A 12760-nucleotide genomic window follows, 5' to 3' on the forward strand; every position below is an offset into this window, starting at 1 on the left:
CTGCGGCGATGCAGACGCGTCGAGTGCGTGACTCATCTTCCTTGCGTGTCGAGCGCCGACTTGAGCCCCGCGGCGAGCGCGCTCGTCGTGCCCGTTCCCCAGAAGTGCAGGAAGACGACACGGGGCGTCTCGCCGATCATGTGGTTGTGGATGGCGACGATCTGGATCCCGGCGTGCCTTAGCGCTTTGAGCACACCCTGGACTTCGGGCTCGAGCATGGCGAAGTCGCCGTCGACGACCGCTTGGTCGTCGCTTCCTGCGAAGGCCGCCCAAGTGTTCACGCCCATGGCGTTGCCCATTTCGTGGCCGCCCATCTTCGTCGTCCGTCCGATCGTGACCTTGTAGACGCCGCCGGACAGATCGCCCTTGCGTCCGAGGACCGAATCGATCTTCGCGGGATCCAGGGTGGACTTGGCCGGATCGATCGAGACCGGCGCCGGCTCGCCCGACGCGGCGCTCGCATCCTTGATCTTCGCGAACACCTTGCCGATGGCCGTGGCGAGCTTCTCCTCGTCTCCCATCCCGCCGATGTGCATGAACATCACCTTCGGCGCGTCGCCGAAGAAGTGGTTGTGGAGCGCGGTGACCTCGAGCCCGTTCTCGAGCGCCACGTCCATGACCGGGTTGACCTGTGGCTCGAGGAGGACTTGGTCGCCCATGACGGCGACGTGATCTCCGACACGCTTGAACGCCGCCCAGCAAGTGAGTCCCATCGGCGGCGTCATCCGGACGCCGTTCGTCGTGATCGAGAGATCCGATCGCGGAACGGAGACTTTGAACACGCCTTCGGATTCGTCCAGCTTGCCCTTCGCTCCGGTGAGCTGCTCGATCCGTGCGGTATCGAGCGCGGGCGGCCGAGCAGCGATCTTTTTCTGTTCCGCGGCCTGATCGGCACCCGTCACGATCACGGCCAGCGCCGCGAGCGTCGTCATCATCTTGTTCATGTCGCCATCCTCCTCACGGCGCCGAGGGCTTCATGATGCGAAGCACCGGGTGGCCGTTCACGTTCTTGAGAGGCAGGTACACCTCGTGGCTCTCCGGGTTCACGGAGATCGAGTGCGCGCTCTGCGCCACGCGCAGGTCCTCGATCTTGCGAAGCGCTCGGCCCTCGAGCTGGAACACGGAGACGATGTCCGACTCCGTGGCGACGTAGAGACGCTCGAGACCGGGATCGAATGCCAGGACGTCGGGACCGTCTCCCGTCGTCAGGATCTGCTTCACCTCGAATGTCTCGAGGTCCACGACGAGAAGCTTCGAGTCCCCTTCGCAGGCGGCGAAGGCGAGCCGCTTCGGGGCGACGATCAGGAGGCCGTGCGGCGACTCGCCGCCCGCGAGCGCGTGCCGCCCGACGATCTTCTCCGTTTCGGGATCGATGACGACGACCTGATTCCGCGTTTGAACGTTGGCGAGGATCCTGTGCGCCCCGGCGTCGTATTGCGTGTTGCCCACCTCGCCGCCCATGTCGATGGCGTTCAAACGAACGTTCGTCTTGGCGTCGATCACCGTTTCTTGGCCGCCCCGCTCGTCGGACACGAAGACCTTGCCCGTCTCGGGGCTGTAGGCGAGGCCGTCCGGGAACTTCCCTGCCGGAACCCGGGCGATCACCTTCAACGACTCGGTGTCCACGATGGCGACCTCGTGATGGCCGGCGACGCTCGCGAACACGCGATGGAGGTCGGGCACCGCCAAGACGCCGGTCACGGTCGAGAATCCGGGAAGGTGCGCGGTGACGGTCCGCGTCTCCGTATTGAAGACGACCAGCTCGCCGTCGCCCATGTGGGAGACGTAGAGCGTCTTCGTGTTCGGATCGAAGCTCTGATAGTCGAAGCGGGTCGTCCCGCCCGGCAGCGGCACGTCCGCGACCGTCGTCAGCGCGGGGGACGATCCCGCCGCACCCGCCCACGTCGCCGACGCGAGCCCGAGCGCAAGCACCGCGCTGCGTCGTCTCGTCATGATCACCCTCCTCCTAGCGGCCGACGTGCGGAAAGACGAAGAATCCGATGATCCCTGCGATCAACACGAGAATCGGCTCCGGCATTCGCTTCGTGTACCAGAGGATGCCGAACGTCGCGACGCAGATCGCGGCCGTCGGGACGTCGACGACCGATCGCCTCCCGAGCACGATGACCGCACCGGTGATGGCGCCGATCGCCGCAGCCGTCACCCCGTCGACGATGGCGAGGATGCCGGGCCGTTTCCCGTGCTTCTTGAAATAGGGTGCCGGCACGATCGTGAACAAGTAACAGGGCATGAATGTGCCGACCGCAGCGACGGCCGCCCCCGGAAAGCCAGCGACGAGGAAGCCGATGAACGAGACCGTGATCACCACCGGCCCGGGCGTGATCATCGCGACCGCCACGGCATCCAGGAACTGCCGATCGGTCAGCCAGTGGTGCTCGTGCACCACCCCGCCGTAGAGGAACGGAATGATGGCGAGACCGCTTCCGAACACGAACGCTCCCGCCTTGGCGAAGAACAGGAGGAGCTGGATCAGTCCTCCCGACCCGACGGTCGCCGCGGCAGGCGCGAGTGCGGTCATCGGCACGGTGAGCGATGCGAGGCGCGATGGTATCGGGCGCCGCCACGGCTGCGTCCGCACGAGCCAGACGATGATGCCTGCGGCGACGAAGAGCGCGACGTGCTCGGTCTGAGTCACGACGGTGACGCCGGCGACGACGAGATAGATGCCCCAGAGGAGCGGCGACGGGCCGAGCGTCTTGCGGGTGAGCTTGAACGCGCTCCCAGCGATGATGCCGATGACCGCGGCGCCGACGCCGTAAAACGCCGCCTGCATCCAGTCGAGCCCCTGATAGAGCCGGTAGGCCCAGCCGAGCGCGACCACCATCACGAACGACGGCACGACGAAGGCGACCCCGACGAGAGTCGCTCCGAGCACGCGGTAGTGAACGAAGCCGAGGTAGATCGCGAGCTGTGCCGCGAGGGGTCCCGGCATGAGCTGTGCCAAGGTCAACCCCTCGCGATAGTCCGCTTCGGTGAACCAGGCTCGCCCCTCGACCAGATCCCGGTGCATGTACCCGACGAGCGCGACGGGGCCTCCGAATCCGAGCGAGCCGAGCTTCAGCGCGTACGCGACGAGCTGGGCGAGGGAGTACGGCGGCCGAACACGCGACGCGGTGACCATGGTTGCAGGCTGCAGCAGTTCGCTGCCGCGCGCAACCTACTTCCTGAACGTCCACCTCAGCTTGACCACCACGGAATCGCTGTCGCGCTGAAAGCGCAACGGCTCGTCCGGTTCCGTCCGAAGCCAGTTGCGCGTCCAAACGACGAAGAAGTCGTCGCCGGGCGTGAGTGTCCAGCGGAAGCGCGCATTCCAGCCCAGGATGCGCGACGTCGTCTCGTACTGGGTGAAGAGCGAGAACGTGAGATCGGGAGTTTGCGAGTACGTCCACCGGAGCTGATGGAGGCGCTCGATGAAGTCCCCCTGGGGCAGGTAGCCGTAGTCGTTCTCCGTGACGAGCTCGACACGGTGCCGGCCGGACCGCGTCGTCGCGCTTCCGGAAAGGATCGTCTGGATCAGGCGGCCCGTGAAAAAGCCGCCGAAATAGCTCGTCGCCGAGACGGCGAGCGGCCGGTGCTCGGACGATTCCGCCTGCACCCGGACCTGCGTGAAGTGATAGCCGCCCGGGGGGATGACGACCCCGGGAGCGACCTCGAACGGATCGAGAAGCTGCTCGAACGTCGGGATCCAGTCCGCCTCGAAGTGGTCGCCATGCTGCGTCACCACGTTGAACGGGGCGACGAACACGCGCCACGTCTCCGTGACGCCCTGGAGGTTCACGATCATCTTGGGCTCGACCTCGAAGAAGAACTGCCTCGCCCAACCGAACGCGCCCGGCCCGGGCCGCGGCTGGTATGCCATGTAGCCGGAGTACCAGTCCACGTTGCGACGCGGGAGGAAGCCGAGCTTCGGATCCAGGGCGTCGCCGAAATGGCGATAGTCGACGTTCATGTCCCACAGGTCGTTGGGATAGTCGAGCATCACGCCGTAGCCCTGGGGGTCGCCGGGGCCGAGGTCTCCCCCGCTTCGCGTCCACCAGCTCCCCGCCGTGAAATTCTTGTCGCCGAAGAGCTTCGAGGTCTGCCAGACGAGATCCGCCCCGAACAGGCGGTTCTCCGTCGCCCCGCTCGGATCGCCGTCGGTGACGATGGTCCCGAGGCGCAGGTGCTCGCTGGCATCGAACGTGACGCGCGCCGCGCCGAGGTTCGTTCGCATCGCGCCCGCGAACCCGCTCTCCGGAGGCAGGTCGTCGGTGAAGGTGTCGAGGACCCCGATCCCCCAGCGCCCCGCGCGCCCGAAGAGCTTGACGCCGGCGAGGATCGGGACGCGCCGGCCGTCGAGCAGGCCGACGCTCCGGGAGAAGAACGGTACGAAGTCGGTCCCCAACCCGACGCCGAAATCGAAGTTCGACGAGCCTTCGAGGAAGAACGCGCGCTTCTCGGGGAAGAACAGCGGAAAGCGGGTCAGGTTGATCTGCTCGGCGTCGACCTCCGTCTCGGCGAAGTCCGTGTTGACCGTGAGCACCCCGGTGAGGCTCGGCGTGAAGTTGTCGTAGAGGTCGCCCCCGATCGCGGGCTTGAGCGAGCCGTTCTCGTCCGCGCGTTCCCACTCGTAACGTGCGAGGGCGTACGGGACGAAGGACAAGCCCAGGCCCTGGCGGAGCGCGTCGACCCCCGCGAGACGCCCGCATCGCCTGACGTCGATCAGGGCCGCGTCGAGCGTCGTCGCCGTCCAGCGAAGGTGGAGGCGGTGCCGCGGCACCACGCGCTCGACGTTGAGCCCCCACTCGTGGGCGTTCGGTGCAAAGTGGAGCGTCTTGGCCGGCAACGCGATCTCCGCGGTCCACCCCTCGGAGTTGCGCCGGGCTCTCCCCTCCCAGATCCCGTCCCAATCGCTCCCGGCGTTGTCCGGCCCGAAGATCAGGCCGTCGAGCTTCGCGCCGGCCGCGTTGATCGAGAAATAGAAGCCCGTGCGGCCGTCGAGAAAGGTGTCCAGGACCACGGTGACATGGTCGTCGCTATCCAGGTTGCCGTCGCGCTGAAGGGTGTGCACCGCGATCTTGTCGGGCTCCGGATCGACGCACCGAAACGCGAAGTAGACGTTGTCCGCATCGGCGAGGACGCGTACCTCGGTGTGGAACGGCGTCGCCTCGCCGGGATGGGGATCTTGCTGGTTCAAGTCGGCGATGACCGCGGCATCGGCCCACGCGGGATCGTCGAGAACGCCGTCGACACGGATCCGGCCCGCCGGCGACGGCGCCCGGAGCGACGGGGTATCGGCCGCGAGGCTCGACGCCGCGAGGCCGATCGCCGCGGCTCCGCAGCACATCGCGACGCGACCGCCGAGCTTGCGCAGAGTCGCTACCCGCGGCGGTGACCGTGCCGGTGGTGGAGGTCCGGCGCGTGCGGATGTTCGTGCGTCATCGCTTCGTGCCGATGAGGATGGGAATGGCGCGTCCCGGGAGGCACGTCGCCGCCGGCGTGGACGTGGTCGTGATGCCCGTCGTCGTGGGTGTGGGTGTGGTCGTGCTCCAGCGCGGGATGGTGATGGAAATGCCCGTGCGATTCGGTGAGGAGGAGCCAGGCGCCGGCGAGCATCAGCGGCGCGGCGACGGCGGTCGCCGCGCTCGGCGTCTCCTTCAGGATCGCCCACGAGACCAACGCGCCGAGGAACGGCGCCGTCCCGAACAGGGCGCCGGTCCGCGCGGCGCCCAGCTCCCGCAGCGCTCGAACGAAGAGCGCGATGCTCCATCCGTAGCTGACGGCGCCGAGCCCGACCGCCATCGCGGCCTCCCGCCATTCGGGAAATCGCTGGCCAAGCACGAGCGCCAGCGCCGACGTCAGGCTCCCCGCGCCCAGCCCCTTGATGCAAACGATCGCCATCGGGTCCCAATCGGAGATCAGTCGCGTCCAGTTGTTGTCGAGACCCCAACCCACGCACGCGCCGACGATGCCGAGGACGCCCCACGACAGTCCCCAGCTCGCCGCCGTCCGCAATGCGAGGAGGCAACCCGCCGCCGTGATCAGGCCGATCGCCAGCCACGTTCGGCGGCCGACGGCTTCATGGAAGACGACGCCTGCGATCAGCGCGGTCGCGACCGATTCGAAATTCAGCAGTAACGACGTCGTTCCGGCAGGAGTCGCGCGTAGGCCGTACAACAAGAGGATCGGCGCGAGAAGTCCGCCGGCCACCAACGCGCCGAGGAGCGCGAGGACTTGATTCGGGCTCAGCCGGTATCCCCTGGAATCGGAGCGCTTCGTGCTCACGACGAGGTAGAGCGCTCCCGCGAATCCCGCACCCAAGTAGAGCAGTCCTGCGAGCTGGAGCGGCTGGATCGTCCCCAGGAGCAGCTTCGATACAGGGGTCGCCGCACCGAAGAGGACGGCAGCGACGATGGCTTCCACGCGCGGCGACAAGGCTTGCCGGTTCACGCTCGAGATCTAGCGCGGCTTGGGCGCGAGCGTCCCGATGTCGAGGAGTTCGAGAACGGCACCGGTCGAGCGATGGCGCGTCATACGTGGAACCTCAGCGCCGCGAGAACGCCCCACGCGACGAAGGCGAAAAGGACCGCCGCTTGCGTGAGCTGGAACGGGCGCTCTTTCTGCGTCGGCGCCAGAGCCTTCAGCGAGGGGATCTTCTGGAACATCTGAACGACGAGGACGAAGACGTTGAAGTACTGCGCCGCGACGGCGGTTGCGACGAAGATCCAGCGCCAGGACCCGGCGAGGTGCGCCGGATAGCGGGCGTAGACTGCCAGCGCGAGGATCGCCAGGGAGATCACGCCGACCACGTGCGCCGGCGTGACTCGCGATACCGGGAAGAAGAACCCGGTGACGCTCGTCGCAACCGTCGTCACGAGGAAAAACGCCGTCCAGCGGTCCATGGGATCCGCGGTGACCATTCCCACCATCACGACGAACCCTGCGAGGATTCCGAGCACGCTGATGACGACGTGAAACGCGGTGTAGGCCTTCAGGAGCATGTCACAACCTCGCGGCGCGGAGGTAGCGCGGAAAGAGGAGACGTCAGTGCCCCTCAGCGCCCGCCGTAGCCAGCGCCCGATCCAATCGCTTCTTCGAATCCGCCAGAACTTCTCGCTGAGGCTCGGTGGGCGCGCGGTCTGACCCCTCGAGGTCAATCTGCAGATCGGTGAGCGCGCCGCCGATCGCGTCGAGCTCGCCGCGCTCGCCTCCCCGCCGCTCCCGGGTCTCCGGAGCGGCGGCGGTCGCGTCCATGTGGCGGGCAAGCTGCGTCACCACGTCGCGTGACAGCGAGAAGGCCGCTTCGAGCGAAGGGAGGTCGACCGGCACGCGGGGGTCGGGATCGACGCGCAGCGGCGCGACGTACTTCTTGTCGCCCACCACCAAGGTGACCTGATAGACACCGGGGGGTACGAGCATCCCCTCGGGGACCTTCGGCGTGTCCTCGCCGTCGACCGCCGCGATGCTGTACTCGTAGCGCGCGCAGCGAGGACGCTCGGTGCGCAGATCCCAGACGAAACGATGAACGCCCGCCTTGGCGGAAAGCGGCGCTTCCTGCCGCACATACCGATCGGCGAAGTAGCGATCGACGCGAAGCTTGGGCGTCGCATCGTCGCTGGCGAAGCGCCGGACGATGCGTGCGCTCCCGTCGCGAATCTCGACGCGCACGGTCAGCGCCTCATCGCGGGAGAGCCAGTAGTCGATCACGGCGCCCGCCGGCGGGTTCTTTCCCGTCGGCTCATCGGGCGGCAGCGGCGTGTCCTTGTTCTGGTTGCGCCGGACGCGGACCGCGGTCGCCGGCGGGAAGAGATGGGCGCTCTCCTTGAACGGCATCGCGGCCATCTCGCGCAGCGGGCTGATGTCGTCCATCACCCAGATCGCGCGCCCCTGCGTCGACACGACGAGATCGTTGCCGTGAACCACGAGGTCGGTGACGATCGCCTTGGGCAAGTTCCGGCGCAGCGATTGCCAGCGCGCGCCGTCGTCGAAGGAAACGTAAACGCCGCGATCGGTGCCCGCATAGAGCAAGCCGCGCTGGGATGGATCGGCACGGAGAACGCCGATGAACTCGCCGGACGGAAGGCCCGATCCGATCGCCGTCCAGGTCTTCCCGTAGTCGCTCGTACGGAAGGCGCGCGGGGAGAAATCGTCCTGGCGGTGATTGTCGACGGCGACGTAGGCGGTTCCCGGATCGATCCCGGAGACGTCGATGCTCACGATCTTGGACCACACGGGGACGTCGTGGGGTGTGACGTCGGCCCACGTCTTTCCCGCGTCGCGCGTCACGCGCACCGTGCCGTCGTCGTTCCCCAGCCAGATCGTGTCGTTGGTCTTGGGCGACAGGCCGATGCTGAAGATGGTGCCGTACCCGCAGGCCTTCGCGCGCGCCGGATCGGGATCGCCACCGCAATTCTTCGCCGCGTCTCCACGCGCCGTCCTGTCCTCGCTGATCGCCTTCCAGCTCGCCCCGAGATCCGTCGAGCGGAACAGCACCTGCGCACCCTGATAAAGAGGATACGGAGGGGCGGACGACACCGCGATCGGCGTGATCCACGTGTAGTGGTAGGGCACCGTGGTCGGCCGTGCGCCGTAGCTCGACACCGGCCACGGGGAGATGTTTTGCACCTCGCCGTTTCTCGCATCCCATCGCGACAGCCGCCCGCCAAGCCCCGAGCCATAAACGATGTCGGGATTCCGCGGATCGGGGATGTCGTAGTCGCGCTCGTCGGCCCCGACCGGGTTCCAATCACGGAATGTGATCTGGCCGTAATCGCTCCGGCTCGCGATCGACACCGTGCCGTTGTCCTGCTGGCCGCCGTAGATCCGGTAGGGAAACCGGTTGTCGGTCGCGAGGTGGTAGAGCTGGCCGGTCGGCTGGTTGTACCAGCTGCTCCAGCTCTCGCCGCCGTTCACTGTCACGACGGTTCCCTGATCCGATGCGGTGATCATGCGCTCCGGTTTGTTGGGGTCGATCCAGAGATCGTGGTAATCGTCGCCACCCGGCGCGCCCTTGAAGACCGAACAGTTCGCGCCACCGCCCGTGCAGCGTCGGATCGAGCGCCCCATCACGAAGACGGTGTCGGGATCGCCGGGCAGGACGGTCAGGCGGCCGAAGTAGTCGCTGCCCAGGCCGCGCTCGGAGTTGACGCGCGACCAGGTGACCCCCGCGTCGTCCGAGCGGTACAGACCACCCTCCTCGCCCGACGCGACCGCCGCGTAAACGCGCGTCGACGATCCGACATGCGCCGCGGTCAGGCCGATGCGACCCACCTTCGCCTCGGGCCAGCCGCCTCCGGTGACGCGCGCCCAGGTCTTGCCGCCGTCCTTCGAGCGGTAGACGCCGCTCCCCTCGCCGTCGGTCGGCGCGAAGTAGCTCAGCCACGGCTTGTAGCGCACGCTCCACACCGAGGCGAAGACGACGTCCGGTGCGACGGGGTCTGCCGCCAGATCGACCGCTCCCGTGTTCTCGTCGATGGCGAGCGTCGGCTTCCACGTCGCGCCGCCGTCTTCGGAGCGGAAAACGCCGCGCTCGGCGTTGGGGCCGAACGCATGTCCCAACGCCGCAACGAGCACGACGCTCGCGTTCTTCGGATCGACGAGGATCGCACCGATGTGCCGGGTCTTCTCGAGGCCGGCCGGCTTCCACGTCGCGCCGCCGTCCACGGATTTGAACACGCCCTCGCCGGCGGCGACGTCGTAGCGCGAGGTCGCCTGCCCCGTTCCCACGTAAATCGTGTTCGGGTCGGACGGGGCGACGGCCAAGGCACCGATCGACGGCGGTCCGTCGTCGAACACCGAGACCCACGTCCTTCCCGCGTCGGTCGTCTTCCAGACCCCTCCCCCTGCCGCGCCGAAGTAGAACGTCTCGGGTTGTTGCGGGACCCCGACGGCGACGGTGCTCCACCCGGCGCGGTGGGGACCGACGAGGCGCCAGGACAATCCGTCGAGCATGGCGTCGGGAACGGTGGCGGCCGCCGATGATCGGAGCGCCATGAGCGCAGCCGGGACCAGAAGGAACAGCATGGCGCCACGTCGCATCGCGGTCTCACTCATCGTCTGGGGATACTACGGCATCGGGCGCACGATTCTAACCGGCAAGAACCGAGCCTACGAGTCGGGCGCCGTCGCGTCGTCGTCCCACGTCACGCGTATTCCTTCCCCCTCCAGCACGCTCGTGACGGGTCCGGGGCGGCAGAGGATCTCGACGCCGGCGTTGCTGATCCGCTGAAGAGCTTCGACGCCGGCCCGGTCGACGATGTGGACGCCGGCGAGATCGAGACTCACCGAGCCTCGTGATCGAAGGCATTCGCATTCGCGCTCCACGAGGGCCGCTCCCTCCGCGACGAGACTTCCTACGACCCTGAGCAGCGCCGACCTCGAGTCCGATCGCGCTTCGTATGTGATCCGCAGTGTCATGTGGTTCTCCTTCGTCGGCTCACGGACAGGTCGTGGTCACCCGCGGATCCGTCAGCGCAGAGCCTTGCGTGGCGAATCCGAGAGGCCCCTGGCCGCACGCGCTCTCGCCGCGGATCAGGTACCAGAAGCCGCTGCCCGGAACCGGGTTCGTCGCGTCCGACAGCGACGCACCCGAGATGTCGTCGAAGCACGCCTCATCGCCACCGCCCGGCCCAACCGGCAGCGCGCTCAGAAGGCCACGCACGGCATCCGATCGAGTGGAGCCTGGCGCCAGAGTCCATGTGACAAGCGTCGACCCGGCGACACGGTCGACCCGCACGCCGTTGACCTCTCCGGGCGGCGGGACCGGCGTGCCGATGCAGGTCCCGGCCTGGCAGGTATCGTTCGAAGTGCAGGAGTCGCCGTCGTTGCACGACGTGCCGTTCGCGGCGTTGAGGCAGCTCGAGCACCCCGGCAGTGCGACGGCTCCGATACGCGTGCTCCAGTTCAAACCGGTCGCGGCCATGTACTCGCTCGTGAACCAGAGCGTGCAGCCGTCTTCGGGATCGAGCGAGACATTGGAGTAATCGCCCCACCGTGTGCAGGTGGAGGGGCAGAGGGCACTGAACCCGCCGCCCCCGTTCACGAGCGTGGCCTCGGTGAACGAGATCGTGTTCAGCGCCGCGGTTCCGAGCTGACCGGCGTAACGGATGCCGGGGTTCAGGGACGAGCTCGTCGCGTCGTACTCCAGGAGCATGTCGCCGTTCTGGTCCACGCCCACGCCTGTCATGAAGCGGGAGAGGGTGTTGTCGGGCCTCCACTCGATGTCCTGGCGCGGCGTGGTCGAGACGGCGCCGCCGGTGACGACGATCTGAAAGAAGCGTGGGACGGCGATCGATGGACTGCTGGGGTTCCCGACCGTGTGCTGGCCCCAGAGCGACTCCACGCCGCCGATGTTCGTGTAGACCGAGGCTTGGATCGTGTGCTCGCGCAGCGTGTCGAGGGGGTCGGCGGTGCTCGTCAGGGTCGCGCCCGTGATCGTCCACGTGCTCGACACGTTCGTCGGACCGGTGAAGGTGGAGCTCCCCGGCGTGACGAAATCGGCGTGGAACTTGTACACGCGCAGCGTCGTCCCGTCGAACATCGTCATGAAGTAGTTCGGCGTGCCGCTGGGCGGCGCTCCGCTCTTGACATTGAACGTGCTGGGGGCCGGCCGGAAAACCGTCTCGACCCCCTGAAGGGTGATGCTGCCCATCGAGGCGACGAGGATGCTCGTCGGCAGCCCGGCTTCCATCTTGGCGATGTCCGCCGCCCATGCGGTAGCGCCACCGACGATTCCGCCGCCCTGCGAGCCCCAATAGAGACCGTCGGGCCAGATTCCCATCTTCTCGTAGTCGGGGAGGGTCGCACTGCCTTGGTTCGCGGCGATCGTGTAGAGAAAGAACCCGCCGGTGACCGGGTCGCCGGTCTTCGAGACCGCGATGCAGAACTGGAAGGGAGCAGCGGTCGTGATGTCCATCAAGATGAAGCGATCGTTGGCACTGTCGTAGCTGACCTGCGGGTCGCTGTGGCCCGTGCCGTCGCACGTCGTCCCGGTCGGCAGCGAGGCGAAGAGCGTGCGATAGAAGAACTGGGACGCCCGCACGCCGGTGCTCTTGACGTAGATGCCGACGGTTCCCCCGTTGGAGCTGTTCAGGAACTGGACGTAGTGCGTCTTCCCGACGGCGCCGGACGGATCCGGCGGCACCACGTTCTGACCGAAGTCCGCGTTCGCCATCCCCTCGAAGCTCGCCAAGGGGGCCGGGGCCGCGACGAGCGGGGCGAGGTCGGTGGGAGAAGGGCCGATCGCCTCGGGGCGATTGCCGGGGCGGCGGAGCTCGCCCGGTAGGAACGGCTCCTCCTCGCCGACGCCGTCGTCCATCGGGCGCAGCTCGCCGGGCGCGAGCCTCGGTGCTTCAAGCGCGGGTCCGGGGAGCGACCGAACGTCGCCGTTGAATTCGAACGGGGTCGCGTGAAAGCTCCGGATCGCGCCGGGCGCAGCCGCGATCGGTCCAGCGGGCTCATCCCCCACCGCCACCAGACACGGCAGGCACGCCAGAAGCAGGCCGACTTGAAGTGCTCTCATCTCGGGCTCCTCTCGAGTGTTCGTGACGGCAAGGCAACGCGTGTGCCACGCGCACGCCGGCGCCGTGCCTCGGCCGCAAGCGCCTCAGGAGAAGAGAGTTGGCCCGCGCGGTCGGGCGCTCGGTTCCCGCCGCCTCACACACACCGCGTCATCCGGCCGGCAGAATGCCAAAGCGCCTCGTTGCGCCGCGCGCTTGCCGTCACCGGGGGATGTCCCGTAGATATCTCATCGAACATTGCA

9 protein-coding genes are annotated in these 12760 nt (G+C 67.6%); all 9 read right to left on the minus strand.

The genetic code is table 11. The features are described 5' to 3' along the window. Positions 1 to 32: 32 nt before the first annotated feature. Positions 33 to 944 carry a DUF1259 domain-containing protein gene (locus VFV19_08355; GenBank protein ID HEX4824313.1) on the minus strand — a complete coding sequence of 304 codons (912 nt, stop codon included), beginning with the start codon at positions 942 to 944 and terminating at the stop codon, positions 33 to 35. A 13-nt stretch (positions 945 to 957) separates the two neighbouring features. Further along, complete coding sequence (locus VFV19_08360; protein HEX4824314.1) at positions 958 to 1953, minus strand: YncE family protein; 996 nt, start codon at positions 1951 to 1953, stop codon at positions 958 to 960. 13 nt (positions 1954 to 1966) lie between these two features. After that, the gene (locus VFV19_08365) at positions 1967 to 3142 is read right to left on the minus strand and encodes a chromate transporter (GenBank protein HEX4824315.1); all 1176 of its coding nucleotides are present in this window, start codon (positions 3140 to 3142) and stop codon (positions 1967 to 1969) included. A gap of 36 nt (positions 3143 to 3178) precedes the next feature. After that, on the minus strand, positions 3179 to 5347 hold the full coding sequence (locus VFV19_08370; GenBank protein ID HEX4824316.1) for a DUF5916 domain-containing protein: 2169 nt from the start codon (positions 5345 to 5347) through the stop codon (positions 3179 to 3181). A gap of 32 nt (positions 5348 to 5379) precedes the next feature. Then, a complete protein-coding gene (locus VFV19_08375) occupies positions 5380 to 6450 on the minus strand; it encodes an EamA family transporter (GenBank protein ID HEX4824317.1) in 1071 nt (356 codons plus the stop codon). An 80-nt stretch (positions 6451 to 6530) separates the two neighbouring features. Beyond that, positions 6531 to 7001 (minus strand): hypothetical protein, encoded by a 471-nt coding sequence (locus VFV19_08380; GenBank protein HEX4824318.1) that lies wholly within the window; start codon positions 6999 to 7001, stop codon positions 6531 to 6533. 43 nt (positions 7002 to 7044) lie between these two features. Further along, positions 7045 to 10053: a hypothetical protein gene (locus VFV19_08385; protein HEX4824319.1), complete on the minus strand. Its 3009-nt coding sequence runs from the start codon at positions 10051 to 10053 to the stop codon at positions 7045 to 7047. Between the two features lie 54 nt (positions 10054 to 10107). Next, on the minus strand, positions 10108 to 10284 hold the full coding sequence (locus VFV19_08390) for a hypothetical protein (protein HEX4824320.1): 177 nt from the start codon (positions 10282 to 10284) through the stop codon (positions 10108 to 10110). A 151-nt stretch (positions 10285 to 10435) separates the two neighbouring features. Further along, on the minus strand, positions 10436 to 12520 hold the full coding sequence (locus tag VFV19_08395) for a hypothetical protein (GenBank protein ID HEX4824321.1): 2085 nt from the start codon (positions 12518 to 12520) through the stop codon (positions 10436 to 10438). Positions 12521 to 12760 lie beyond the last annotated feature (240 nt).

Source organism: Candidatus Polarisedimenticolaceae bacterium (assembly GCA_036275915.1).
In the GTDB taxonomy this organism is placed as follows: domain Bacteria; phylum Acidobacteriota; class Polarisedimenticolia; order Polarisedimenticolales; family DASRJG01; genus DASRJG01.